The sequence below is a fragment of the Citrobacter sp. 172116965 genome (assembly GCF_013458095.1).
Taxonomy (GTDB): Bacteria; Pseudomonadota; Gammaproteobacteria; order Enterobacterales; family Enterobacteriaceae; genus Citrobacter; species Citrobacter braakii.
The window spans coordinates 1208572-1235486 of sequence record NZ_CP046673.1 but is presented as its reverse complement, the minus strand read 5'-3'; the positions used below and the strand labels follow the sequence as shown (position 1 = coordinate 1235486).

Genomic DNA, 26915 nt, shown 5'->3' with positions numbered 1-26915 from the left:
CAGGTGAGGAGGAAGAATGAAAATTACCGTACTGGGATGTGGAGCGTTAGGACAGCTTTGGCTAACCACGCTGTGCAAACATGGACATGAGGTTCAGGGGTGGCTACGCGTACCGCAACCCTATTGCAGCGTTAACCTGATCGACACGGATGGGTCAGTATTCAATGAATCCCTGACGGCAAACGACCCCGATTTTTTGGCGAAAAGCGACCTGTTGCTTGTCACTCTGAAAGCCTGGCAGGTTTCTGATGCGGTCAAAGGCCTGGCCGCCATTCTGCCTGACACCACTCCCATTCTGCTGATTCACAACGGTATGGGGACGATTGAAGAGTTGCATAACATTAAGCAACCTCTATTGATGGGCACCACAACCCACGCGGCACGCCGTGACGGGAACGTGATCATTCATGTCGCTCAAGGAACAACAAGGATTGGCCCGGCGCGTGAACAAGACGGTGATTTCAGTTATCTGGCTGAAGTCCTGCAAGAGGTGCTGCCGGACGTCGCCTGGCACAACAATATTCGCGCTGAGTTGTGGCGCAAGCTGGCCGTCAACTGCGTCATTAACCCGCTGACCGCATTATGGGATTGCTTAAATGGAGAGTTACGCCATCATCCTGAAAAAATAGCGCTCATCTGCGAGGAGGTGGCGGCGGTCATTGAACGCGAAGGCCACCACACATCAGCAGATGATTTACGCTATTATGTTGAGCAAGTGATTGACAGTACGGCGGAAAATATCTCATCAATGCTGCAAGACATACATGCCCTGCGCCATACTGAGATCGACTACATTACTGGTTATTTGTTAAAACGCGCCCGCGCGCACGGCATCGCCGTCCCGGAAAATGCCCGCCTGTTTGAAATGGTTAAGAGAAAGGAAAGTGAGTATGAGCGCTCAAGCACTGGTATGTCTCGCCCCTGGTAGTGAAGAGACCGAAGCGGTCACCACTATCGATCTGCTGGTTCGCGGCGGAATTAAGGTCACGACCGCAAGCGTTGCCAGCGATGGCGGCCTGACGATCGTGTGCTCACGCGGAGTAAAACTACTGGCGGATGCACCATTAGTGGAAGTTGCTGACGGGGATTTCGACATTATCGTGCTGCCCGGCGGTATTAAAGGCGCCGAGTGTTTTCGCGACAGCCCTCTGCTTGTCGAAACCGTGAAACAGTTTCATCGCTCCGGGCGCATTGTCGCGGCAATTTGCGCCGCTGCCGCCACAGTCCTCGTCCCACACGATATTTTCCCCATCGGTAACATGACCGGTTTTCCGGCGCTGAAAGACAATATTCCCACTGACCAGTGGCAGGATAAGCGCGTCGTATGGGATCCGCGCGTCAATCTGTTAACCAGCCAGGGACCGGGAACCTCAATCGATTTCGGTTTAAAAATCATTGATCTCCTGGTGAGTCGCGAAAAAGCTTACGAAGTGGCATCACAACTGGTGATGGCTGCAGGAATTTATAACTACTACGAGTAATCTTCAGGCCACTCGCATTCAAGGAATTATGATGAAAGGATATCTGAGCGGAGTGGCTTTACTGCTCCTTTCCGGCTACGCCAGTGCGACTCAACTTGAAATTGAGAGCCTTGAGTATCGCTATCCCGCAAGCACTGAGATGCAATATCGCGTGCCGTGGTTTACCTCAACGGATAACCCACAGGTTGCAAAACGCATTAACGATTATATTTTCACAAGCTTTATCAATCAGCTACCGGGAAATAATCCACAAGCGACCGTGAATCAGTTTGCGAAATCAGAGATGAATCCCACCGCAAACCTTGACTACACGGTTGAGTATCGCGACGCCAAAGTGTTGACCCTCAACATGTTTGTCGTAGGCTGCGGGGCGTATTGCGAGTCGTACAATGTACCGATCAGCTTCGATTTAGCCAACGGCGCGACAATTACCCTTAACGACCTCTTTTCCCGCTCCACGATGACCGAATTAAACACCCGCATCAGAAAAGATATCCGCAGCCAAATTGATACCTTTGTTGTCGCACAGAAATCACAAAAGCCGGAGCAAATAAAAGAAGACGGTGGAGATTCTGGCTTTGCCGAATTCTACGCATCGTGTGCAACCTACACCGACGGTCTGTACTACATCGACAAATTCTCCCTGCAAAAAGACCATCTGGCTTTCCTGAACGGACGTTGTAGCAACCACGCCAATCGCGCGGGTGACGAACTGGGCGATTTCACCACGAAGATCCCGACCGTTGAACTGCATAATCAGCTCACGGCTTACGGCCAGTATCTGACTACCGCAAAGAGAACAACACCGGTTTCGCCAGCGCCCGGCATTGACGGCAAGGTGATGTACGGCACGTTGGGAAAAAGCATGCGTATTGTGTTGAAGGTCGGCTGCAAATACGGTGATTTTTTTGAAGGGGCTTACTTTTACCAGAAATTTGGCGCACCGATTGAATTAAACGGTAAATGCGACACAGCCGACAATCAACATTATGTACTGAAGACCTCTGCCGCTGAACAATCGGAAGAGAAGATAACGCTGGAGTTAAAAGACGGCGTCTATCAGGGTGTCTGGGAGTCGAACGGGAAAAAGCTCCCCATCCGTTTTGAATAATATTGTTATATTGCCGGATGGCAGCATAAACAATTTATCAGGCCTACAAAACATACCGATTGCAGGCCTGATAAGCGCAGCACCCTCAGGCAAAAGTCACTACGGGCGATATACCTTCACGTTTTCAAAGCCCTGCTCGCGCAGATACAGCGCCTGCAGACGGCTCATCACCCCGCGTTCACACCACAGCAGCCAGGTTTTACTCTGGTCCAGATCGCCGAATTTGGTGCTCAGTTTGTAGAACGGCAGAGAAACGACGTCCACACCGTCAACCTTCAGCGGTTTGTCATCCTGTTCATCCACAGAGCGGATATCCAGAATCACATCGTTCGGGCCGAAGCCGCTCACGGTTTCCACTTCCACCACGGTCTGCTGCGTCTGCTGGGCGATATCACGAATATCGATATTGTTCGCTTCTTCAACCACTTTATCGAGGATAGAGAAATCGAAGTTTTCTTCTTCGGCCTCAATCTTCGCTTTAATCGCTTTCACCGTCGGGCTTTTTGAAATCACACCGCAGTATTCCGGCATGGTACGGGCAAAGTCCTCAGTACCAATTTCACGCGCCAGATTAATGATGTGCTCCTTATCATGGGAGATAAGCGGGCGCAGGATCAGAGTGTCAGAAACGTTATCGATCAGGCGCAGGTTGGTCAGCGTCTGGCTGGACACCTGGCCCAGCGCTTCACCGGTTACCAGCGCCTGTACGCCGTAGCGCTCAGCGACTTTCGACGCTGCACGAACCATCATACGTTTAAGGACCACGCCCATCTGACCGTCGTCGACTTTCTCCAGGATCTCGCCAACCACCGGCTCAAAGTTGATCGCGACAAAACGCACGCGATGCGAGCTACCAAAGCGGTTCCACAGATAATGCGCCACCTGACGAACGCCGATTTCATGCGCTGCGCCGCCGAGATTAAAGAAGCAGTAGTGCACACGGCAGCCGCGACGCATCAGCATATAGCTGGACACGCCGGAGTCGAAACCACCGGAAATCAGCGACAGTACATCTTCCTGCGTCCCGATCGGGAAACCGCCAATACCTTCATAGCGGCCTTTAACCAGCAGCAGACGGTCGTTTTCGATTTCAAGATTAACCGTCACGTCCGGCTTCGTCAGCTTCACGCGCGCGGATTCAATATGCTGGTTCAGTCCACCGCCAACATAGCGTTCCACCTCAATAGAGCTAAACTCATGCTTACCGCGACGCTTAACGCGTACGCAGAAGGTTTTGCCTTCCAGTTGATCGCGATACTGCACCAGCGCTTTCTCGAAAATATCGTGCATATCGGTAAACGGCACGTCTTCAACTTCGAGAATATGGTGGATCCCCGGAATACGGGTCAGCGCGTCGCGAATATCCAGGCGCTGGCTTTCATCTTTAGCGCGAACCTCAACGTGATCCCAGTGGCGGACAACGGCAAGGTCTTCATCATAGTGCTTTAAAACGTTACGAATGTTCCCTGTCAGAATTTTTATAAAGCGCAAACGCACAGATTGGCTTTTGATGGTGATTTCTGGGAACAATTTAATGATAAACTTCATGGCGGCAATGGTTCTTTGGCAAGTCTGAATGACTTGTAATGGAAAAAAATACAGCAGCCCATACCCTGCGGCTGCATCCAGGCGCGCAAGTATACCACCATCATGGTCATCCTGTGCACATCGCCTTACCATTGTGCGTTATTTGCTTATCAGTGCGAGTCCGTTACCATAGCCTTGTGCTGCCAATACAGAGAGTCAGACATTCATTATGCCGAAGAAAAATGAAGCGCCAGCCAGTTTTGAAACAGCGCTGAGCGACCTGGAACAGATTGTTACCCGTCTGGAAAGCGGCGACCTGCCGCTGGAAGAAGCGCTGAACGAATTTGAACGTGGCGTACAGTTAGCACGTCAGGGACAGGTCAAGTTGCAGCAGGCTGAACAGCGCGTACAAATCCTGCTGTCAGATACTGAAGACGCCGCCCTTACGCCTTTCACACCGGATAATGAGTAAATGGATTTTACGCAGCAGCTACAGGCTTGCGTTGAGCAGGCCAACCAGGCACTGAGCCGTTTTATCGCGCCATTGCCCTTTCAGAACACTCCCGTGGTCGAAACCATGCAATATGGCGCATTATTAGGCGGTAAACGTCTGCGCCCGTTTCTGGTGTATGCGACCGGTCAGATGTTTGGCGTCAGCCTGAGTACGCTTGATGCTCCCGCTGCCGCCGTCGAGTGTATCCATGCCTATTCGCTGATGCACGATGACTTACCCGCGATGGACGACGATGACCTGCGCCGCGGTCTGCCGACCTGCCACGTAAAATTTGGCGAGGCTAATGCGATCCTGGCTGGAGATGCGCTACAGACGCTGGCGTTCTCCATTATCAGCGACGCCCCGATGCCGGAAGTTTCTGACCGTGACCGCATCGCGATGATCTCTGAACTGGCCCAGGCCAGCGGTATCGCCGGTATGTGCGGCGGTCAGGCGTTGGATCTGGACGCTGAAGGCCATCAGGTAGAATTGGATGCGCTGGAGCGTATTCACCGCCATAAAACCGGGGCATTGATTCGCGCCGCCGTGCGTCTGGGGGCGTTAAGCGCTGGCGATAAAGGGCGAGAATGCCTGGCAATACTCGACAAGTACGCAAAAAGCATCGGTCTGGCCTTCCAGGTTCAGGATGACATCCTGGATGTGGTAGGCGATACTGCAACATTGGGTAAACGTCAGGGTGCTGACCAGCAGCTTGGCAAAAGTACCTATCCTGCACTTCTGGGTCTTGAGCAAGCCCAGAATAAAGCCCGGGATTTAATTGAGGATGCCCGCCAGTCGCTAAGTTTGCTGGCCGCACAGTCACTCGATACCTCGGCACTGGAAGCGCTAGCGGACTACATAATCCAGCGTGATAAATAAACCAACATATCCCATGAGCTTGCGATGAGTTTTGATATAGCCAAATACCCGACCCTGGCGCTGGTCGACTCCACTCAGGAGTTACGCCTGCTGCCAAAAGAGAGCCTGCCAAAGCTTTGCGACGAACTGCGCCGCTATTTGCTCGACAGCGTAAGCCGTTCCAGCGGGCACTTCGCCTCTGGTCTGGGCACGGTGGAACTCACCGTAGCGCTGCACTACGTCTACAACACCCCGTTTGACCAGTTAATCTGGGATGTGGGACATCAGGCTTACCCGCACAAAATTCTGACCGGCCGCCGCGATAAAATCGGCACCATTCGGCAGAAAGGCGGTTTGCATCCATTCCCATGGCGCGGTGAGAGCGAATATGACGTACTGAGCGTAGGGCACTCCTCAACCTCCATCAGCGCAGGTATCGGTATTGCGGTTGCCGCCGAGAAAGAAGGCAAGGAACGCCGTACCGTTTGTGTGATTGGGGACGGTGCGATCACCGCAGGCATGGCGTTTGAAGCGATGAACCACGCGGGTGATATTAAGCCCGACATGCTGGTTATCCTCAACGACAACGAAATGTCGATTTCAGAGAACGTCGGCGCGCTGAACAATCACCTGGCGCAACTGCTCTCTGGCAAACTCTACTCCTCGCTGCGCGAAGGCGGGAAGAAAGTGTTCTCCGGTGTACCACCGATTAAAGAACTGCTCAAACGTACCGAAGAGCACATCAAAGGCATGGTTGTTCCGGGTACGCTGTTTGAAGAGCTGGGCTTTAACTATATTGGCCCGGTGGACGGACACGACGTGCTGGGGCTTATCACCACGCTTAAGAACATGCGCGATCTCAAAGGTCCACAGTTCCTGCACATCATGACCAAAAAAGGTCGTGGCTACGAGCCGGCGGAAAAAGATCCGATTACGTTCCACGCGGTACCCAAATTCGATCCATCCAGCGGATGCCTGCCGAAAAGCAGCGGCGGCCTGCCGAGCTATTCAAAAATCTTCGGTGACTGGCTGTGTGAGACCGCGGCGAAAGACAATAAGCTGATGGCGATCACCCCGGCGATGCGCGAAGGCTCCGGTATGGTTGAGTTCTCACGTAAGTTCCCGGACCGCTACTTCGATGTGGCGATTGCCGAGCAGCACGCGGTGACGTTTGCGGCCGGTCTGGCGATTGGCGGTTATAAGCCGGTCGTGGCTATTTACTCCACCTTCCTGCAACGCGCTTACGATCAGGTACTGCATGATGTCGCCATCCAGAAACTGCCGGTCCTGTTCGCCATCGACCGGGCAGGTATCGTTGGCGCAGATGGACAAACCCACCAAGGGGCGTTCGACCTCTCTTTCCTGCGCTGCATCCCGGAAATGGTCATTATGACCCCAAGCGATGAGAACGAATGTCGCCAGATGCTGTTCACCGGCTATCACTACAACGACGGTCCAACGGTCGTACGTTATCCGCGCGGTAACGCGGTGGGCGTTGAGCTGGCGCCGCTGGAACATCTGCCAATCGGCAAAGGCATCGTGAAGCGTCACGGTGCGAAAGTGGCGATTCTCAACTTCGGCACCCTAATGCCGGAAGCCGCTCAGGTCGCAGAGTCACTGAACGCCACGCTGGTTGATATGCGCTTTGTGAAACCGTTGGATGAAACGTTGATCCTCGAAATGGCAGCCCAACACGAGGTGCTGGTCACCCTCGAAGAGAATGCCATTATGGGCGGCGCTGGTAGCGGCGTAAACGAAGTGCTGATGGCCCATCGCAAGCCTGTTCCGGTGCTGAACATTGGCCTGCCTGACTTCTTCATCCCGCAGGGGACTCAGGACGAGGCTCGCGCCGAACTGGGACTTAATGCCGCCGGAATTGAGGCCAAAATCAAGGCCTGGCTGGCATAATCCCCTCCCCGCTCCTGCTATGCTTAACTCATCACGAGCATAGCAGGAGTGGATTAATGAAATATAACACCTTAGGAAAAACCGACCTACGGGTCTCCCGCCTTTGCCTGGGTTGCATGACGTTTGGCGAGCCCAATCGCGGCAATCACGCCTGGACGCTACCTGAAGAAAGCAGCCGCCCGATAATCAAACACGCTCTTGAAGGCGGCATTAACTTTTTTGATACCGCCAACAGCTACTCCGCTGGCAGCAGCGAAGAGATTGTCGGCCGCGCGCTGCGTGATTTCGCCCGCCGCGAAGATGTCGTGGTCGCCACCAAGGTTTTTCACCAGGTTGATGATTTAGCGGAAGGATTATCCCGCGCACAAATCTTGCGCTCAATCGACGATAGCCTCAGACGCCTGGGTATGGACTATGTGGACATCCTGCAAATTCACCGCTGGGATTACAATACGCCTATCGAAGAAACGCTGGAAGCCCTTAACGACGTAGTGAAAGCCGGTAAAGCTCGCTATATTGGCGCCTCATCCATGCACGCATCTCAGTTTGCTCAGGCGCTGGCCTTACAGAAACAACACGGCTGGGCGCAGTTCGTTAGCATGCAGGATCACTACAACCTGATCTACCGTGAGGAAGAACGCGAAATGCTGCCGCTTTGCTATCAGGAAGGCGTCGCGGTGATCCCATGGAGTCCGCTAGCGCGTGGTCGCCTGACGCGCCCCTGGGGAGAAACGACCGCACGTCTGGTTTCTGATGAAGTCGGTAAAAATTTATACAGTGACAGCGATGAAAACGACGCGCAAATTGCCGCGCGGCTGACCGGTGTCAGTGAGGAATTAGGCGTAACGCGTGCGCAGGTTGCGCTGGCCTGGCTGCTGAGCAAACCGGGGGTGGCAGCGCCGATTATCGGCACTTCACGCGAGGAACAGTTGGATGAGTTACTTAATGCGGTGGATTTGACGCTGAAGCCAGAGCAGATTGCCGAGCTGGAAACGCCGTACAAACAGCATCCGGTGGTCGGATTTAAATAATCTGGCATTGCCCGATGGCGCTACGCTTATCGGGCCTACGAAACCGCCATCGTGTTTCCAGGCCAGATAAGGCGTTTACGCTGCCATCCGGCAAGCCCATTTAAATGATACCTACCGGCCAGTGATGGCCGATAAAATACAAAATTCCGGCGGAGAGTATTCCGGCCACAATATCATCAATCATGATCCCCGTACCGCCATGCACGTTGCGATCGAACCAACGGATCGGCCACGGCTTCCACATATCCAGAATACGGAAAATCACAAATCCGGCGGCGACCCACTGCCAGTCGTGGGTCGGCAGCGCCATCAGGGTTATCCACATCCCGACAAACTCGTCCCAGACAATGCTACCGTGATCGTGCACGCCCATATCTTTCGCCGTTTGATGGCACAGATAAACGCCGATACAGATAGACAACATGACCACCAGTGAATACAGCTGCCACGGCAGAAACGTCATTAAATACCAAAAAGGGATCGCCGCCAGCGATCCCATCGTGCCTGGAACAATTGGGCTCAGCCCGCTGCCAAAACCGGTGGCCAACAGGTGCCACGGATTGCGCATACTCAGGCGGCTTTTGGCGACATCTTTTTTAAGGCGCGGCAAAATGGTCATATCCTTTCCAGTCGAACGTGACGGGTTTTCCGTCGCGCGTAAAGTGAATGCCTTCCACGTCCGCGCTCATCTGCCCAATGCAGGTAAACGATGCGCCGAGATTTCCCAGCGCCACGTCCAGTGCGCCACGGTTAATTTCCGGTACGGTAAAGCATAACTCATAATCTTCACCACCCGAGAGCGCCCAGCGCAGGGCTTGTTCCGGCTCAACGTGTTGGGCAAATGCCGTAGAGTATGGCAACGCATCGACGTTAACCCGCGCCCCACAGCCACAGGCATTGACGATATGCCCCAGATCGGAAATCAGGCCGTCGGAAATATCGATAGCCGCACTGGCCAGATCGCGCAGGGCTTGTCCCTGCAAAATACGCGGCGTTGGACGCAGATGACGTTTAAGCAGATAGTCTGCGTCTTTTGCATCTGCCACCTGCAAGCGATCCTGCAAAATCGCCAGCCCGGCCGCGCTGTCGCCCGGCGTACCGGTCACATAAATCCAGTCCCCCGGTTTCGCACCGGAGCGTTTTAAGGCCCGTCCAACAGGGACGTAGCCGTGGATACCCAGCGTCATCGACAGTGGCCCACGCGTGGTGTCACCACCTATCAGCTGCATATCATAGTAATTGAGGAGTTCAAACAGGCTATCGCTGAAGGCTTCAAGCCAGGCTTCATCGACGTCAGGCAGTGTGAGCGCCAGCGTCAGCCACGCAGGATCGGCTCCCATCGCCGCCAGATCGCTCAAATTCACCGCCAGCGCTTTCCAGGCGAGATCGGTGGGATCAATGTCGGGGAGGAAGTGGTTGCCTGCCACCAGCGTATCGGTGCTGATCGCCAGCGTCTGTTTTTCAGGGATGTTCAGAAGTGCGCAATCGTCACCAATACCGGTTTCGACATCAAGACGAGACGTTCTTACGCGGTCAAAATAACGGGCAATCAGGGAAAATTCGCCGCATGCCATACGTTATGCCTCAGCAGAAAAAAAAGAAAAAGCCGGGGGCAGCGGAAACAAGTTCCACCATCCAGCCGGCCTCGGGATTACTTTTTGTTGGGGCGAATCACAGGTGCTGCTTTATCCAGTACGCCGTTCACGAATTTATGGCTGTCTTCAGCGCCGAAGGTTTTCGCCAGTTCAATCGCTTCGTTGATGGCCACTTTGTACGGCACATCACTACGTTTAGACAGTTCAAACAGCGCAATACGCAGCACGGCTTTTTCTACCTGACCCAGCTCTTCCAACAGACGAGACAGATAAGGCTTCATTAATCCATCCAGGTACGCGCTGTTAGTCGCCACCCCGGACAGCAGTTCACGGAAATACAGAACGTCGACATCTTTTACGTCCTGTTCCGCCAGGAACTGGTATTCAACATCAGCGATGTCGTTCTGGGACAACTGCCAGGAGTAGAGCGCCTGGACGGCACACTCACGGGCGCGGCGACGAGCAGCAGGTTTCACGGATTTCCCCTTACAAAAATCAGGCCTTGATGGCTTTCAATACATTAATCATTTCAAGTGCAGTCAGTGCAGCTTCTGCGCCTTTGTTGCCAGCTTTAGTGCCAGCACGTTCGATGGCTTGTTCAATACTTTCGGTGGTCAGAACACCGAAGGCTACCGGAATGCCACTGTCCTGAGCGACATGCGCCAGGCCATTGCTTGCACCGCCAGCCACATATTCGAAGTGCGCGGTACCACCACGAATCACCGTACCTAACGCAATCACCGCGTCGTATTTACCGGATTTTGCAAGTACTGAGGCTGCCAGCGGCAGCTCATACGCGCCCGGAACCCAAACGACGGTAATGTTTTCATCTTTAACCTGACCAATACGTTTCAGGGCGTCGATCGCACCTTCCAGCAGGCTGTCATTGATAAAGTTGTTGAAACGCGCAATGGTGATGGCGACGCGAGCGTCCGGGGTAGCAACGTTAGCTTCAATAATGTTCATATTCTTCCTTCGGATTCACTAGACCCCGCAGGGGGGCGGATTTTATCATAATAATCTGTGCGCTGCTTCCCTTTCGAACCGGGAGATCATGCGCCCACTAAATGCAGGCAAAGGTCCGGACCTACATGGCGTATTTCATTGAATTTGAAATGGGGGGCGTCAGCCAGTTTCTCAAGGCCTGGAAGCACACATAATCCTCGTGCATCGCTGCCTAACAGTTTAGGCGCAACATACACGATTAGCTCATCGACCAAACCGGCCTGTAATAACGCGCCCGCAAGCGTTGGACCTGCTTCAACCCAAATGCTGTTAATTTGCTGTTTGCCGAGTTGCATCATCAGCACCACCAGATCCAGATGCCCGTTATGTTCCGGCACCTTCAGGCTGCGCACCGTCTCCGGCCAACTACGAGGATCATCTTTTGTCCGGGCAATCCAGGTTTCTCCAGGCTGTTGCACAATACGGTGTTCCGGCGTGACCTGATTCTGGCTATCAACAACAATGCGGATAGGCTGGCGCAGATTTTCCTGCGGGTAACTCGCCTGGGTTGACTCCCCAAGTTCCGACCAACGCACGGTAAGCTGAGGGTCGTCAGCCAACACCGTAGCGCTGCTGGTTAAGATGGCATGGCTTTGCGCCCGTAATCGTTGCACATCGCGACGCGCCTGCGGCGAGGTTATCCACTGGCTTTCACCACTGGCCATCGCCGTACGCCCATCAAGCGACGCACCAAGTTTAAGCTGCACGTAGGGGAATCCCGTACGCATACGCTTGAGAAAGCCTTTATTAAGCTGCTCAACCTCGCTCATCATCAGCCCGTGACTGACGTCAATGCCCGCCTGCTGCAAACGGTAGAGACCACGACCTGCTACCTGCGGATTGGGATCCTGCATCGCTGCAACCACACGTGACACGCCTGCGGCAATCAGCGCATCGCAGCACGGGGGGGTACGACCATGATGGCTGCAGGGTTCAAGCGTTACATAGGCAGTCGCCCCTTGCGCTTTTTCTCCAGCCATGCGCAGAGCGTGGACTTCGGCATGCGGTTCGCCCGCGCGGTGATGATACCCTTCACCGACGATCTCCCCATCTTTGACAATCACGCAGCCCACGTTGGGATTGGGGTGAGTGGTAAAACGTCCGCGCGCAGCAAGCTTCAGCGCGCGCGCCATGTACAATTCATCCTGCATGGCTTAGTCCTGTAGGCGAGCAATCTCTTCGCCAAATTCTTTGATATCTTCGAAACTCCGGTAAACCGAGGCAAAGCGGATGTAGGCGACTTTATCGAGTTTTTTCAACTGCTCCATCACCAGGTTGCCGATCATCTTGCTCGGCACCTCACGCTCGCCAGTCGCACGCAGTTGTGATTTGATATGGTTCAACGCCATTTCGACATCATCTGAGCTGACCGGACGTTTCTCAAGCGCTCTGAGCATGCCGCTGCGCAGCTTATCTTCATTAAAGGGTTCACGCACATCGTTGCTTTTCACAACGCGCGGCATGACAAGTTCAGCCACTTCAAAAGTGGTGAAACGTTCGTTACAGACCAGACACTGCCGACGGCGGCGTACTGAGGAGCCCTCGCCTACAAGACGAGAGTCAATTACCTTAGTGTCTACGGCGAAACAGAATGGGCAATGCATACGGCGTCCTGTCCTCAGTGGTTAACAGAAATCTATTTTACCCTGAACTGGCGTGACAACAAAGGCGCAGCGCTTTTGAGACAAAGGATCGATGCCTTCGTGCTCGGTGCGCACTACCATTATGCTATCGCGACAATGAAGGAAGTAATCACAATGACAAGACGTTACCTAAGAATTCTCCTGGTGGGAAGTCTCTTTAGTCTTAGCGCATGCGCACAGCAAAGCGAAGTACGCCAGATGCATCAAAGCGTTAGCACGTTGAATAAAGAGATGACACAGCTAAATCAGGAAACGGTAAAAATTACACAACAAAATATGTTGAATGCCAAATCAACCAGTGGAGCCTATCTGCTGCCGGGTTCCAATACACCAGCCCGACTGGACAGCCAAATTGGCATGTTACGGATGTCACTTGTCAATATTGCGCCGAACGCCGACGGCACGCGGCTCACATTACGTATTCAGGGTGAATCCACTACGCCTTTACCCGCCTTTAGCGCCACCGTCGAGTATGGACAAATTCAGGGCACCACGGATAACTATCAGGAAACGAACGTTCAGAACCAATTGGTAACGGCCCCGGCAAGTATCCTTGCTCCCAGCGACGTAGACATTCCGCTGCAGATAAATGGCCTCTCTCCGGACCAGTTAGGATTTGTTCGTATCCACGACATCCAGCCTGTTAATCAATAAACTTTTTTGCGGGACGTTTTGTGCGTTCCGCAACATCACTCCGGCCCGTTTTGTTACTCACCTGACATAACCGATATTTCTGGTAAAACTTGGCAACATTCATGGGAGCCAGTACAATTCGCCGCCTAAAGTAAGCAAACGTGAACGCAATCGATTACGTAAATGATAGAACTGTGAAACAACACATATTTTTGTGAACAATGATTTTTATAATAGGCTCCGAAGAAACACGAAATATTTAGAAACGCAATTTGCGCCTTTTTCACTCCCGAAAGGGATTTCAAACAGTGGCATACATATGAAAAAAACATTACTTGCAGCCGGTGCAGTGCTGGCGCTCTCCTCGTCTTTTACTGCCAACGCTGCAGAAAATGACAAACCGCAATATCTGTCCGACTGGTGGCACCAGAGCGTCAACGTGGTGGGTAGCTACCACACCCGTTTCTCCCCGAAACTGAACAATGACGTGTATCTGGAATACGAAGCGTTTGCCAAAAAAGACTGGTTTGACTTCTATGGCTACATCGATATTCCGAAAACCTTCGACTGGGGTAACGGCAACGATAAAGGCATCTGGTCTGACGGTTCCCCGCTGTTTATGGAAATCGAACCGCGTTTCTCCATCGATAAACTGACCGGTGCTGACCTGAGCTTTGGTCCGTTCAAAGAGTGGTATTTCGCCAACAACTACATCTACGATATGGGTGATAACAAAGCCAGCCGCCAGAGCACCTGGTATATGGGTCTGGGTACCGATATCGATACCGGTCTGCCGATGGGTCTGTCCCTGAACGTGTATGCTAAATACCAGTGGCAGAACTATGGCGCATCCAACGAAAACGAGTGGGATGGCTACCGTTTCAAAGTGAAATACTTTGTGCCGATCACCCAGGTTTGGGGCGGCCAACTGACCTACATCGGCTTCACCAACTTCGACTGGGGCTCCGATTTGGGTGATGATCCGAACCGCACCAGCAACTCTATCGCTTCCAGCCACGTCCTGGCGCTGAACTACGATCACTGGCACTACTCCGTAGTAGCGCGTTACTTCCATAACGGCGGCCAGTGGAAAGGTGGAGATACTCTGAACTGGGGCGAAGGCGACTTCAGCGCGAAATCTACCGGTTGGGGTGGTTACCTGGTCGTAGGTTACAACTTCTAATCCTGCCAATTTATCGCAGACAAGCCAGCTTAACCGCTGGCTTTTTTATGGCTGGTCTTCACAGCGTACTTTACGTAAAAAATCACTTAGCGAGCGATCTGCAGATTCACGAAAATGCCTGTCGAGCGGCGTGATCTTCAGACACCGATCAACGCGAAAGCAGCGATAATCGTCACGTTTCTCGCACCAGGCAACCAGCAACCAGTGCTCACCCCAGAAAAATAACCCCAGCGGCTGAACGTCGCGCCAGGAGAGATTCCCGGACTCGTCGCGATAATGCAGCGCCAACACATGCTGCGCCGAAACCGCGCGATGTATGAGATCAAAAGCACTGCGTGAATGCGGCTGATTGCCAAAATCTGGCGCGAAAACCCGCGTTTGCTCGGCTCTGCGCCGACACTCTGGCGGCAATATCGCCAGCACTTTTTCCTGCGCGGATTCCAGCGCCTGTGAGAGTGAATCCCCGCCCCATGTTTTCAGCAACCGAATCGCTACCATTAACGCTTCTGATTCGCGATGCGTTAACATCAACGGCGGCAGATCAAACCCCGCCATTAAGCGGTATCCACTGCCCACTTCACCTTCAATGGGCACGCCGGATAAAGAGAGATCGCGGATATCGCGATAAATCGTCCGTTCAGAAACCTCAAGACGTTCTGCCAGCAGCGCCGCCGTTGTCACTCGCCTGCCACGCAGGATTTGTACAATCTGAAACAAGCGGTCGGCGCGTCTGGTCATTTTAATCCTCAGTCCTGAAAATATTACGCGGGTTGATGTAAACCAACGCGATTGCCTTCGCTGTCAGTAAACAGCGCAATAGTGCCAATATCCTGCCCCAGTTCGAGCGGACCAAACACGCACTGACCGCCAGCGGTGGCGACGCGTTTAAGCGTTGCAGCCAAATCGTCCGTATGCAGATAAATAATAGCGCCCTGCGCTGAAGGCGTAATACCGTCAAATTTAGCCAGCGCCCCGCCGGGAGCGGGATCCTGATGTGGAAATACGGCCAGCTCCGCGCTGTCCATATTCTCACGACGCAAAGAAACCTGCATCACTGGCTCATAAAAAGCAATGGCGCGCTCCATTTGTGCCACGGGGATTTCAAACCAGCTAATTACGTTATTCATACTTCCTCCTGCCTGTGTGGGTAATCTCAGAAGGACTATAAGACAGGGCTACTGACAGCATACTGTCAGTAGTATGGCGACCGGATAAGATAATGGACTGCTAGCAAATCGCAGGCAAAAAAAATCCCGACCTTGCGATCGGGATTCCAGTATCTTCACTCTTAATAGTTTAAGGCAGAATTGACGGTTGATCCGCCCCTTCTTTCTCAACCTTCTGCTGCAGCATGTGCTCACGCTTCATACCCAGCTTCAGCGCCAGCGCCGATGCTACGTAGATAGAAGATGCAGTACCGATGGAAACACCGATCAGCATCGTCAGCGAGAAGCCTTCCAGTACCGGACCACCGAACAGGAACAGCATCAGAATAACCATCAACGTCGTACCGGACGTAATCAACGTACGGTGCAGCGTCTGAGTCAATGACACGTTAAAGATTTCGTAAGGCGTACCGCGACGAATTTTGCGGAAGTTTTCACGAATACGGTCAGATACGACGATACTGTCGTTCAGCGAGTAACCGATTACCGACATCAACGATGCGACGATAGTCAGATCAATCTCGATATGGAACAACGACAGGATCCCAAGTGTGATAATCACGTCGTGCGCCAGAGCGATAACTACCCCTGCCGCCAGTCGCCACTCAAAGCGGAAACCGACGTACACCAGGATGGATATTAACGCCGCCATCAGCGCCATTGCACCGGTTTGCGCCAGGTCTGCACCCACGCTCGGACCCACGAATTCAATTCGCTTCACCGCGGCGTTTTGGTTGGTGGATTCGTTAATCACACTCAACACTTTGCTGCCCAGTACCTGACCGCCGTCTGCGCCTTCAGTTGGCGGCATACGCACCATAATGTCGTGGCTGCTGCCGAAGTTCTGCAGAAGCGGATCAACAAAGCCCGCTTTCTCCAGCGCATCGCGCATCACGTCCATATCGGCCGGTTTTTCCAGCGTGATTTCAATTACCGTACCACCGGTGAAATCGAGCCCCCAGTTAAACCCGCGTACGCCCATCACCACGATGGCCGCAATCAGCAGGAAACCTGAAATGCCGAAAGCCCAGTAGTCCCAGCGCATAAAGTCCCAGACTTTACGGCCGTGGTTCAATTGTTCAACAGTATATTCCTGTGCCACTTCGCACTCCTCAGATTGACAGCTTTTTGACGCGCTTGCCGCCATACAACAGGTTTACGATGGCACGTGTACCGACAATCGCGGTAAACATCGACGTCGCCACACCAATACCGGTAGTAATCGCGAACCCTTTAATTGCCCCAGTGCCAACTGCGTACAGGATAATGACCTTAATCAGCGTCGTAATGTTCGCATCAAAGATGGAGCTAAATGCACCCGCATAACCTTCATTGATGGCCTGCTGCACCGAACGCCCGTTACTCAACTCTTCTTTGATACGTTCGTTAATCAGTACGTTCGCATCGACCGCGACGGCAAGGGTTAAGACGATCCCCGCAATCCCCGGCATACTCAGCGTAGCGCCCGGCAGCAGCGACATAATACCGACAATCAGTACCAGGTTAGCAATCAGCGCACTGGTCGCGATCAGACCGAACTTCTTATAGAAGAAGATCATGAACAGGATAGACACCACCAGACCGGCCAGACACGCTTCCAGCCCCTGTTTAATGTTCTGCATACCCAAGGTAGGACCGATGGTACGTTCTTCAACAATCTGAATCGGCGCAATCAACGCACCGGCACGTAACAGCAGAGAAAGCTGACGCGCTTCGTTCGGGTTGTTAATACCGGTGATACGGAAGCTGTTGCCCAGGCGAGACTGGATGTTGGCGATGTTAATCACCTCTTCCTGTTTCACCAGCACTGCGCGACCGTTGGCATCTTTTTTACCGCTGTCTTTGTACTCCACGAACAGGGTCGCCATCGGCTTACCGATGTTGTCCTTGGTGAAGTTGGACATGATGTTACCACCCGCGCTATCCAGCGAGATGTTAACCTGCGGCTGATTGTATTCGTCCTGGCTGGAAGTGGAGTCGGTGATATGATCACCGGTCAGGATCACGCGTTTGTACAGCACAACCGGCTGACCTTCACGAGACTGTTTCACTTCCGAATCACCCGGTACACGTCCGGATGCCGCAGCAGACTGGTCAACGTTGGTGTTCACCAGACGGAATTCCAGCGTCGCGGTAGCGCCCAGAATTTCTTTCGCACGCGCGGTATCCTGAATGCCTGGCAGTTCGACCACAATGCGGTCAGCACCCTGACGTTGGACCACCGGCTCAGCAACACCCAGTTGGTTAACACGATTACGCAGAATGTTGATGTTCTGCTGTACCGCGTACTCACGGGCTTCGCTCAGGCGCGCATCGGTCATCACCGCACGCAGAGCATTGCTGCCCTGGCTGGAAATAACCAGATCCTGGTGACGCTTGCTCAGGTAAGAGATAGCTTCATCACGAGCGCTGCTATCACGGAAGGTGATGCTCAGACCGTAGTTATCTTCTTTGCGAACGGTAGTATAAGGAATGCCTTTTTCACGCAGATCGCTGCGCAGGCTATCGATATTTTGTTCCTGCAACTTACTCAGCGCGGTGTCCATATCCACTTCCATCAGGAAGTGAACGCCGCCACGCAGGTCAAGACCGAGTTTCATCGGTTCTGCGTGAATGGCTGCCAGCCAGCGTGGAGTTGCCGGTGCAAGGTTAAGCGCCACGACGTATTGATCGCCCAATACGCCCATTAACACTTCACGAGCGCGCAGTTGGGTATCAGTGGAGTCGAAGCGCGCAAGAATAGCACCCTCTTCCAGAGCCACAGACTTAGGTGTGATTTTATCTTCTTGTAACGTTTTCTGGACCTGGATCAGCGTTTGCTCACTGGCGGCGGCACCGCGCACGCCAGTGATTTGAACAGCCGGATCCTCACCATACAGGTTGGGAAGCGCATAGAGCAGACCGACGACAATAACGACGATCAGCATGACATACTTCCACAAAGGATAACGGTTTAACACGGCAGTTCCCTTTGGGAAAACAATAAATTACAGCGCCTTCATGGTGCCTTTCGGCAGAACGGCAGCTACGAAATCACGTTTAATAACCACTTCAGTGGTGTCGTTCAGCGCGATAGCGATGTAGCCAGATTCTGCTACTTTGGTCACGCGACCCACCAGACCACCGTTAGTCAGCACTTCATCGCCTTTCGCAATGGAGTTCATCAGATTTTTGTGTTCTTTGGTGCGCTTTTGCTGCGGGCGCAGGATCATGAAGTAGAAAATCAGACCAAACACCACCAGCATCAGAATCAGAGACATCGGGCTGCCCTGCGCCGGAGCACCTGTTGCCGCTACCGCATCAGAAATAAAAAAGCTCATTCAAATTCCCTCATTATTAAAATTAATCAACGTTCACAGGTGGAACTGGTCTACCCTGACGTTGGTAAAAATCGGTCACGAAGCTCTCTAATTTACCCTCTTCAATAGCCTTGCGTAAACCCGCCATCAAACGCTGGTAGTAGCGAAGGTTATGAATCGTGTTGAGTCGCGCGCCCAATATTTCGTTGCAACGGTCGAGATGATGCAAGTAAGCGCGCGAATAATTGCGACAGGTGTAGCAATCACACTCAGCATCGAGCGGACTGGTGTCGCTTTTATGTTTCGCGTTACGAATTTTTACCACGCCGTCAGTCACAAACAAATGACCATTACGGGCATTTCGCGTTGGCATCACGCAGTCAAACATATCGATACCGCGACGTACGCCTTCAACCAGATCTTCTGGTTTGCCGACGCCCATCAGGTAACGAGGTTTATCTGCCGGAATCTGTGGGCATACATGCTCCAGGATGCGGTGCATATCTTCCTTCGGCTCACCGACAGCCAAACCGCCGACAGCGTAGCCATCAAAACCGATGTCTACCAGACCTTTAACGGAGATATCACGTAAATCTTCGTAAACACTGCCCTGAATGATGCCAAAAAGCGCATTTTTGTTGCCGAGGCTATCAAAACGATCCCGACTGCGCTTCGCCCAACGCAGAGACATCTCCATCGAGCGTTTAGCATAGTCCCAGTCGGCCGGATACGGTGTACATTCGTCGAAGATCATGACGATATCGGAACCGAGATCGTATTGAATCTCCATCGACTTCTCGGGATCGAGGAAAATCGGATCGCCGTTGATTGGGTTACGGAAATGCACGCCCTGCTCGGTAATCTTACGGATATCACCCAGGCTGAAAACCTGGAAGCCGCCGGAATCGGTGAGGATTGGCCCTTTCCACTGCATAAAATCGTGCAGATCGCCATGCAGTTTCATGATTTCCTGCCCCGGGCGCAGCCACAGGTGGAAGGTGTTACCGAGGATAATCTGCGCGCCAGTTGCTTCAACTTCTTCCGGCGTCATGCCTTTCACGGTGCCGTAAGTACCGACCGGCATAAAAGCAGGTGTTTCTACTACGCCACGATCAAAAACCAGGCGGCCGCGGCGAGCGCGACCGTCTGTGGTATCCAGTTCAAATTTCATCTTAACTCCTGCGTCAGAAAAACAGTCCGACGTTTTAAATACTCATATCGCGGATTTATTCCCCGACACGCTCAGAAATAGCCTGCGGATTGTACGTGATAAACATCGCATCACCGTAACTAAAAAAGCGATATTCCGCTTTTACCGCTTCATGATAGGCGTGCATGGTGTTTTTATAACCAGCAAACGCGGAAACCAGCATGATCAGCGTTGATTCCGGCAGGTGGAAGTTGGTTACCAGGGCATCAATCACCTGATATTTATAGCCAGGATAAATGAATATTTGCGTATCGCCGAAAAACGGCTCGATAAGGTCGTTTTTGGCCGCCTGCGCCGCGCTTTCCAGTGAACGTACGGAGGTGGTGCCCACCGCAATCACGCGGTTGCCGCGCGCTTTCGCCGCCAGCACAGCATCAACGACATCCTGCGGCACTTCCGCATATTCGGAGTGCATGATGTGATCTTCGATGGTGTCTACGCGCACCGGCTGGAAAGTCCCCGCGCCCACGTGCAGCGTGACGAACGCCATTTCAATGCCTTTATCGCGCAGCTTAGCCAGCAGCGGATCGTCAAAGTGCAGACCCGCAGTCGGCGCGGCGACCGCACCCGGTTTTTCGCTATACACGGTCTGATACAGCTCGCGATCGGCATCTTCATCCGGACGGTCAATATACGGTGGCAGCGGCATATGGCCGATGGCGTTAAGGATATCCAGCACGCTGCGCTCGTCGTTAAACTCGACTTCAAACAGCGCGTCATGGCGTGCCACCATCGTTGCTTTAATACTTTCGTCGTCGCCCAGCAGCAGCTCGGCCCCCGGCTTTGGCGCTTTCGAGGCGCGAATATGCGCCAGAATACGTTTGTCATCCAACATACGCTCGACCAGCACTTCGATCTTGCCGCCGCTGGCTTTACGGCCAAACAGACGCGCCGGAATAACGCGGGTGTTGTTAAAGACCAGCAAATCGCCAGGGTTGAGCTTATCGAGCAAATCGGTGAAAGTACCGTGCGTCAGCGCGCCCGTCGGCCCGTCCAAAGACAGCAAGCGGCAACTACTGCGCTCAGCTTGCGGATAGTGGGCAATCAGGGATTCGGGTAGTTCAAAGGTGAAATCGGTAACGCGCATGACACTGACTCAGACTAAAATAAGAGGCGGGTAGTCTAGTGCCGGGGCGTCCTCCCTGCAACCTTTACCCCTCAAGTTAAAAGACATAATCTATACACAAAATCATTCAAGATGCATCGAGGCGGCAACTGAATGAGTCCCCGGGAGCTTACTCAAGTAAGTGACAGGGGTGAGAGAAGGCAGCCAACAAAGAGGCAGTTTGAAGGATGAAGTGGATATGAATTTTCTTGCACATTTGCATCTGGCTCACCTTGCCGACAGCTCGCTTTCCGGCAATTTGTTGGCCGACTTTGTCCGGGGCAATCCGGAAACGCACTTTTCGCCTGACGTGGTAGAAGGCATCTTCATGCACCGTCGTATCGACGTGATGACCGATAACCTGCCGCAGGTGCGTGAAGCCAAAGAGTGGTTTCGCAGCGAAACGCGCCGTGTCGCGCCGATTACGCTGGACGTAATGTGGGATCATTTTCTGTCGCGCCACTGGTCGGAAATATCCCCCGACTTCCCGCTGGCGGACTTTGTCCGCTATGCACACACCCAGGTGACCACTATTTTGCCTGAATCGCCACCGCGCTTTATCAATTTAAACAACTATATATGGTCAGAGAAATGGCTTGAGCGCTATCGGGACATGGATTTTATCCAGAACGTCCTGAATGGCATGGCCAGCCGCCGCCCACGACTCGATGCCCTGCGTGACTCATGGTATGACCTGGATACGCATTACGATGCGTTAGAGGAACGATTCTGGCAGTTTTATCCGCAAATGATGGAACAGGCGCAGCGTAAAACCCTTTGACTACAGCCCATATTAGCCGCCGGATAAGCAGTAGCCGCCATCCGGCAAAAGATTGATAGACAAAACCTGTCTCATTGATTGCCAGCGCCTCTTTGTCTTATTCCCGAACACTCTCTATACTGGCCCGCGTTGCGTTCCAAAAACCCCTTAACATTGCAGGAGAATTATATGGTACTGGTAACTCGTCAGGCTCCGGATTTCACAGCAGCTGCGGTACTGGGTAGCGGTGAGATCGTTGAAAACTTCAACTTCAAACAGCATACCAACGGTAAAACTACCGTTCTGTTCTTCTGGCCGATGGACTTCACCTTCGTTTGCCCGTCTGAACTGATCGCTTTCGACAAACGTTACGAAGAATTCCAGAAGCGCGGCGTGGAAGTTGTTGGCGTTTCCTTCGACTCTGAATTTGTCCACAACGCATGGCGTAACACCCCTGTCGACAAAGGCGGCATCGGTGCAGTGAAATACGCAATGGTTGCTGACATCAAACGCGAAATCCAGAAAGCCTACGGCATCGAGCACCCGGAAGCGGGCGTTGCTCTGCGCGGTTCTTTCCTGATCGACGCTAACGGCGTTGTTCGCCACCAGGTGGTTAACGATCTGCCGCTGGGTCGTAACATCGACGAAATGCTGCGCATGGTTGACGCGCTGCAGTTCCACGAAGAGCACGGCGACGTTTGCCCGGCACAGTGGGAAAAAGGTAAAGAAGGTATGAACGCGTCTCCGGACGGCGTAGCAAAATACCTGACCGAGAACGTTTCCAGCCTGTAATTGGCATGAATCGTAAGAGGCCCGCAAATGCGGGCCTCTTTTATTGGTTTATGTCGGATTACCCTTTTTCACTTCACGCCAGATTCGCCACGCCATAAGCGCCAGTACGGCGACCCCAAGAATCAACGCCCCCCACACCAACAGCGTTTTCCACTGGCTTTGTTGCTCAGCTACTGACGTTGCCGTCAATCGCGCTTCACCACCAAGCGCCACGCTCTCCTGAAGAGTCGCCCACGGTAGATAATCTATCTCCTGCGATTTACGCAGCGACGCCGGGATCAGCATATCGAGACCAACATCTGCCTTTTTCGCCGCCCGGTTTCCCCACGCCAGCATATAAGGCCCTTTGCCCTGCGTATTAAACACCAGTTGATAACTGTCGCGCATGCCGCTCAACTCAGGCAGCCTCTCTGGCAACCGGGCGTTAATAGTCGTCATCCGGACGGCCTCAACCAACTGACCGGAAAGACGAATATCTTCCGCACTCCTCCAGTCCAGATTGTAAAGCATGGTTTTTGTCAGCGGCTGCCAGGGCTCTTTTTCAGCGCTGCGCCAGGCCAGTTCCACCGGTAAAACACCTTCACTTTCCAGATCGATGCGAAGCGAGGTCAGCGGCTGGGGCTGCGCCCATCGCCAGACGGCTTCGTCATCCGAAACCTTATTCCCCTGGGCTTCAATCACGATACGCTCGGATTCCGGCTCGCTGCTGGCCGCTATCGCGCTCACACTGTTTAACGTCAGCGCCGGACTTTGCGAGTCGAGGATCACCAGCAGGTAGCGAGTCGCCTCCACAGAGAGCGTGAGGCTGGCGCTGATGGTGTCCATTTTCAGGCGATCGTTATCACGCGTCAGATCCATTAACGGAGCATCTTCCTGCACGGGTCGCCAGTAGCGTAAATCACTGCTTGCATAAACCGAGGCTTTCCCCTGCCAGTTGCCCGCCTGCGAGTCCCAGTTCAGGCGTAACTGCGCCAGTGAAAAGGCATCTTTCGTCTCTTCCGGGAGCGTCAGTAAATAGCTCTGGCCGAGCGCTTTGACATCATCACTTTGCAAATGAATTTCAATGCCGCTCTTCGAACGTAAAACAATAGCGTCTCCGCCTCGTTGCCCCCCCTCACGCGGCGCAACCGGTGACATATCAAGCGGGAAAAAACGCAGCGCCACTGCCTCTGGCGTAACGGGCTGGGTTTTCTGCGCCACCAGAGTAAACGGCACCGTCTCCCCCAGATGGTTAAAGACCCGGACATCGCGCAAATCCGCCCAGGCGGTACCCGGATACACCGCCGGAGGTAGCGAAAGGCGATACCACGGTGATGTGCCCGTAGTTTCCAGCGTCACCCCCGTTACGTAGTCCGCCGGAGACTCTTTCACTTCATCGCTGCTTACCGCCGCGCCTGTCACGCCCAGCAGTACGCTGCATAACACCGCTTTCATCCATTTCATTTTTCTTCTCCAGCTTTGGGCGGTAATGGTGAAAAATACCCGATAATCAACACCAGAATGGCCACACCGATAAACGCAACCGCGCGCGCCAGACCGCCGCCTCCTGCGCTGTCCACCAGCATCAGTTTCACAATGACTATCCCCAGCAATACCGCGCCACACAGCCATTCCCGACGCGAGCGGCGCCGGGTCGCCCGCAGCATCACCACCAATGCCGCCAGCATCCAGAACAGAGCAAAACAGGTTTGAATCAGCCGTGAATCCCATAGTGCGTCTACACGCCACGCAACCTCGCCATACCAGGACAATGCGCGCAGCAGCACACCATTGAGCCACCAAAAGCTGAGCGCCATCAGCGCCACAACCGGCCATGGGCGAGATACCGAAAGCTGCACCGGGAAATAGCGTTCAGACGCGCGATAAAACACCACCAGGCCCAGCAGGGCAAAAGCTGCGCCCTCTTCCAGCGGGTTGAGCAACGGCAGATAAGTCTGACGATAAACCACGCCATCTTGTAAATTCGTCAGCACGAGCAGACCGACCAGCACCAGCACAACGGGAACCATCGCCTGAACAGAATAGAGGGCCGGCCAGATGCGAAACGGCCAGATTTGTCGATGAACAGACTGATAAATCAGGAAAATAAGCAGCCCGCCAGCCGCCATCATCAGGCCGCTACCCCACGCAGCCCTTCCCCACGGCAGCCCCTGCGCGAACCAGAACAGCTCAACCGCGAGCGCCAGTAAAATCATCCAGAAGAACGATAAATGCGCCAGTCTGGAAAGCATTGGCGGTAATATTTGTGCGTCACGCCAGAGCAGCGCTACCGCAACAATTAGCGCCGCGCACCAGGCCAGATTCGGCCAGCCCGCCGCAAAAATCTGCTGTACAGCGATCTGATAGATCAGCATCACCAGCATCATCGGCCACAGCAGCCATTTACTGGCATCCAGCTCCCGCCACGCCAGGCGACCCGCGATACTTCGCCAGCCCCAGCTCGATACCGCCATTAATGCCAGCACGCCAGACAGTACCCACCGATCCTGTTTCAGAACGAGTTGCGATACCGCAACGAGCGCAACAATCCAGAAAACCAAACCACCAGCGAGTAGCGCCCAACTGCCCGGCATCCAAATGTTGCGCCATAGCCATGCAGCAACCAGCCAACTGAGGCTGAGCACGGCAAAAATCAGCATGACTGAGAGCGCGGTTGTTCCGTTCGCCAGCGCCCATAGCGCGCTGCCCACGGCCAGCACGAGCAGCGCCGTACCGCTATAACTCATGCGTCGTTGCTGTTGTTGCACGCCCAGCCAGAGGATCCCAAGCCCCTCCAGCGACCAGGCCATCGCCGTCCAACGGGCTGAAAGCGCCAACGGGATAGCAAGCGTGGTAAACGCACCACCGAGCGCCAGGGCGGACAATACCAAAGGTCTCCCCAGAGAAGAGGAACGGCGCAACGCAAACTTTGCTAACACCAGATAGAAACCACCGTAGCCCAGCGCACTAAGCGCCGGACCATAAGCCATATGCCGGGTAATGGCATACTGCATTCCAAAACCGATCAGCGGTGGGGCAAACAGCAGTACGCCGTCAATAATCTGTTTGCCTTTTTCCTGCGCCCGGAGCGACAACGCCACGCTCAGCACGCCAAAAATAATCGTGTTGGCGATCAGGAACAGTTGGCAACTCAGGTAATACTCTGGTCGATAGCCCTCCAGGCCCCACACCCCGCCAACGCCGAAGGTGAACAGCAGGCCGAGCAGATTAAGCTCCCGCCAGTGCTGCCAGATGCTGATGGCGAGAATGCCGACCGAGAGCAGAAGATAGAATGAGAAGAGCGCGACATGACTGCCGCCGCCGGTGGAAAGCAGCAGCGGCGCGAGATAACCGCCAAGACTTGCCAGCATCGCCAGGCTGAGCGCCTTTTGCAGAATAGCCAGCCCCACACTCGCCGCACAAATCACCACCAGCAGCGCAAATGCCAGCGTCATTGGCAGCATTTGCCACAGCCGGAACGCGCCAAAGACGGTGAGATAGAGTGCTCCGGTAGCTCCCCCCTGTAATATCAGCGCATAGATCGGTTGCTTATGCCGCAGCCGCCAGCCCAACGCCAACAGCACAATAGCGAACAGCGCGGCCGCCACCAGACGCAGCTCCAGCGGAAACAGAGAATGTTCGACCGTATAACGCAGCAGGAAAGAAAGCCCCAAAAACAGGAGCAAAATACCGAGCTTTGCCAACGGGTTACCCTGCATAAACCAGCGCACCAGCGATGACATTACCCCGCCAAAAGCAGAAGGCCGCTCGACGTCGGGCGTAGATACCGCCGCATTATCCGGCTTCGGCTGTGAAGCCCACGGGTTAACGGGCTCAGGCGGCGGCTCAGTTACAGGCTCCGGTGATACGCTGCTCATCGCAGTCGTTGGCGCATCGGCAGGAACAATATCTTTTGCTGCCGTTGGCTCAACGGCGCTGGTCTGCACCACACCGCGCAGCTCCAGCTCCTCTACCCGACGGCGCAAGACCATCAGCTCAGAACGTACAGCCGCACTGCGTCTGAATGCCACGATCGCGAGGCCAGGAACCACTACCAGCGCGAAGAATAATACAATGCAGCCAAGGGTTAGCAGCTCATCCATGTTTCCACCTTCACTGTATAAAGACAGACCAGA

27 protein-coding genes are annotated in these 26915 nt (G+C 53.7%); 11 read left to right on the top strand and 16 right to left on the bottom strand.

The genetic code is table 11. The features are described 5' to 3' along the window. Positions 1–16: 16 nt before the first annotated feature. From panE to GPJ68_RS05835, 3 genes are read left to right on the top strand one after another with little or no spacing between them, the layout of a single operon-like run. Positions 17–928: a 2-dehydropantoate 2-reductase gene (gene panE / locus GPJ68_RS05845; RefSeq protein ID WP_019076161.1), complete on the top strand. Its 912-nt coding sequence runs from the start codon at positions 17–19 to the stop codon at positions 926–928. Next, positions 891–1481, top strand: coding sequence for a protein deglycase YajL (yajL, locus tag GPJ68_RS05840; protein ID WP_016152043.1), 591 nt, complete (start codon positions 891–893; stop codon positions 1479–1481). The genes panE and yajL overlap by 38 nt, the downstream gene beginning before the upstream one ends. 31 nt (positions 1482–1512) lie before the next feature. After that, a complete protein-coding gene (locus tag GPJ68_RS05835) occupies positions 1513–2592 on the top strand; it encodes a hypothetical protein (protein WP_172860633.1) in 1080 nt (359 codons plus the stop codon). Between the two features lie 99 nt (positions 2593–2691). Here GPJ68_RS05835 and thiI read toward each other — a convergent pair whose 3' ends face one another. Further along, entirely contained in the window at positions 2692–4140 is a 1449-nt protein-coding gene (gene thiI, locus GPJ68_RS05830; protein WP_005125147.1) for a tRNA uracil 4-sulfurtransferase ThiI, read from the bottom strand. Positions 4141–4348: 208 nt separating this feature from the next. Here thiI and xseB point away from each other — a divergent pair, with 208 nt between their 5' ends. From xseB to yajO, 4 genes are read left to right on the top strand one after another with little or no spacing between them, the layout of a single operon-like run. Beyond that, positions 4349–4591, top strand: a complete 243-nt coding sequence (xseB, locus tag GPJ68_RS05825) for an exodeoxyribonuclease VII small subunit (protein WP_016152040.1) — start codon at positions 4349–4351, stop codon at positions 4589–4591. Further along, positions 4592–5491 carry a (2E,6E)-farnesyl diphosphate synthase gene (gene ispA, locus GPJ68_RS05820; protein WP_180837172.1) on the top strand — a complete coding sequence of 300 codons (900 nt, stop codon included), beginning with the start codon at positions 4592–4594 and terminating at the stop codon, positions 5489–5491. A gap of 24 nt (positions 5492–5515) precedes the next feature. Beyond that, positions 5516–7378, top strand: coding sequence for a 1-deoxy-D-xylulose-5-phosphate synthase (gene dxs, locus GPJ68_RS05815; protein ID WP_104651301.1), 1863 nt, complete (start codon positions 5516–5518; stop codon positions 7376–7378). Positions 7379–7434: 56 nt separating this feature from the next. Beyond that, positions 7435–8409, top strand: coding sequence for a 1-deoxyxylulose-5-phosphate synthase YajO (gene yajO, locus GPJ68_RS05810; RefSeq protein WP_019076159.1), 975 nt, complete (start codon positions 7435–7437; stop codon positions 8407–8409). 100 nt (positions 8410–8509) lie between these two features. On the opposite strand, the gene pgpA is transcribed toward yajO, so the two are convergent. The 6 genes from pgpA to nrdR form a co-directional block, all read right to left on the bottom strand. Further along, positions 8510–9028, bottom strand: a complete 519-nt coding sequence (gene pgpA / locus GPJ68_RS05805; RefSeq protein WP_016152036.1) for a phosphatidylglycerophosphatase A — start codon at positions 9026–9028, stop codon at positions 8510–8512. Continuing rightward, complete coding sequence (thiL, locus tag GPJ68_RS05800) at positions 9006–9983, bottom strand: thiamine-phosphate kinase (RefSeq protein ID WP_075846808.1); 978 nt, start codon at positions 9981–9983, stop codon at positions 9006–9008. The genes pgpA and thiL overlap by 23 nt, the downstream gene beginning before the upstream one ends. Before the next feature lie 77 nt (positions 9984–10060). Further along, positions 10061–10480, bottom strand: a complete 420-nt coding sequence (gene nusB, locus GPJ68_RS05795) for a transcription antitermination factor NusB (RefSeq protein ID WP_000801129.1) — start codon at positions 10478–10480, stop codon at positions 10061–10063. Between the two features lie 19 nt (positions 10481–10499). Next, positions 10500–10970 carry a 6,7-dimethyl-8-ribityllumazine synthase gene (gene ribE / locus GPJ68_RS05790; RefSeq protein WP_016152034.1) on the bottom strand — a complete coding sequence of 157 codons (471 nt, stop codon included), beginning with the start codon at positions 10968–10970 and terminating at the stop codon, positions 10500–10502. 86 nt (positions 10971–11056) lie between these two features. Next, on the bottom strand, positions 11057–12160 hold the full coding sequence (gene ribD / locus GPJ68_RS05785; RefSeq protein WP_016152033.1) for a bifunctional diaminohydroxyphosphoribosylaminopyrimidine deaminase/5-amino-6-(5-phosphoribosylamino)uracil reductase RibD: 1104 nt from the start codon (positions 12158–12160) through the stop codon (positions 11057–11059). A gap of 3 nt (positions 12161–12163) precedes the next feature. Further along, positions 12164–12613, bottom strand: coding sequence for a transcriptional regulator NrdR (nrdR, locus tag GPJ68_RS05780; protein WP_016152032.1), 450 nt, complete (start codon positions 12611–12613; stop codon positions 12164–12166). A gap of 153 nt (positions 12614–12766) precedes the next feature. Between nrdR and GPJ68_RS05775 the strand changes: the two genes are divergently transcribed. Continuing rightward, the gene (locus GPJ68_RS05775; RefSeq protein WP_016155853.1) at positions 12767–13306 is read left to right on the top strand and encodes a DUF3251 domain-containing protein; all 540 of its coding nucleotides are present in this window, start codon (positions 12767–12769) and stop codon (positions 13304–13306) included. 298 nt (positions 13307–13604) lie between these two features. Beyond that, positions 13605–14468 carry a nucleoside-specific channel-forming protein Tsx gene (locus GPJ68_RS05770; RefSeq protein WP_003021561.1) on the top strand — a complete coding sequence of 288 codons (864 nt, stop codon included), beginning with the start codon at positions 13605–13607 and terminating at the stop codon, positions 14466–14468. A gap of 45 nt (positions 14469–14513) precedes the next feature. Here GPJ68_RS05770 and GPJ68_RS05765 read toward each other — a convergent pair whose 3' ends face one another. From GPJ68_RS05765 to queA, 7 genes are all read right to left on the bottom strand, one after another. Further along, positions 14514–15206 carry a YafY family protein gene (locus GPJ68_RS05765; RefSeq protein WP_047357691.1) on the bottom strand — a complete coding sequence of 231 codons (693 nt, stop codon included), beginning with the start codon at positions 15204–15206 and terminating at the stop codon, positions 14514–14516. A 23-nt stretch (positions 15207–15229) separates the two neighbouring features. Then, positions 15230–15595, bottom strand: a complete 366-nt coding sequence (locus GPJ68_RS05760) for a VOC family protein (RefSeq protein WP_016152028.1) — start codon at positions 15593–15595, stop codon at positions 15230–15232. Positions 15596–15764: 169 nt separating this feature from the next. Then, entirely contained in the window at positions 15765–16736 is a 972-nt protein-coding gene (gene secF, locus GPJ68_RS05755; protein WP_003021550.1) for a protein translocase subunit SecF, read from the bottom strand. Positions 16737–16746: 10 nt separating this feature from the next. Then, positions 16747–18594, bottom strand: a complete 1848-nt coding sequence (gene secD, locus GPJ68_RS05750) for a protein translocase subunit SecD (protein ID WP_003021547.1) — start codon at positions 18592–18594, stop codon at positions 16747–16749. A 27-nt stretch (positions 18595–18621) separates the two neighbouring features. Then, entirely contained in the window at positions 18622–18954 is a 333-nt protein-coding gene (yajC, locus tag GPJ68_RS05745) for a preprotein translocase subunit YajC (protein WP_003021544.1), read from the bottom strand. Between the two features lie 22 nt (positions 18955–18976). Further along, entirely contained in the window at positions 18977–20104 is a 1128-nt protein-coding gene (gene tgt / locus GPJ68_RS05740; RefSeq protein WP_003021535.1) for a tRNA guanosine(34) transglycosylase Tgt, read from the bottom strand. A gap of 55 nt (positions 20105–20159) precedes the next feature. Next, a complete protein-coding gene (gene queA, locus GPJ68_RS05735; protein ID WP_003021529.1) occupies positions 20160–21230 on the bottom strand; it encodes a tRNA preQ1(34) S-adenosylmethionine ribosyltransferase-isomerase QueA in 1071 nt (356 codons plus the stop codon). Between the two features lie 217 nt (positions 21231–21447). On the opposite strand from queA, the gene acpH reads away from it, so the two are divergent. Both acpH and GPJ68_RS05725 read left to right on the top strand, forming a co-directional pair. Then, complete coding sequence (gene acpH, locus GPJ68_RS05730) at positions 21448–22029, top strand: ACP phosphodiesterase (protein ID WP_104651300.1); 582 nt, start codon at positions 21448–21450, stop codon at positions 22027–22029. 168 nt (positions 22030–22197) lie between these two features. Further along, on the top strand, positions 22198–22800 hold the full coding sequence (locus GPJ68_RS05725) for a peroxiredoxin (RefSeq protein ID WP_003021524.1): 603 nt from the start codon (positions 22198–22200) through the stop codon (positions 22798–22800). Positions 22801–22848: 48 nt separating this feature from the next. Here GPJ68_RS05725 and GPJ68_RS05720 read toward each other — a convergent pair whose 3' ends face one another. Both GPJ68_RS05720 and GPJ68_RS05715 read right to left on the bottom strand, forming a co-directional pair. After that, positions 22849–24243, bottom strand: coding sequence for a DUF3999 domain-containing protein (locus GPJ68_RS05720; protein ID WP_104651299.1), 1395 nt, complete (start codon positions 24241–24243; stop codon positions 22849–22851). Further along, a complete protein-coding gene (locus GPJ68_RS05715) occupies positions 24240–26882 on the bottom strand; it encodes a DUF2339 domain-containing protein (RefSeq protein WP_104651298.1) in 2643 nt (880 codons plus the stop codon). The genes GPJ68_RS05720 and GPJ68_RS05715 overlap by 4 nt, the downstream gene beginning before the upstream one ends. Positions 26883–26915 lie beyond the last annotated feature (33 nt).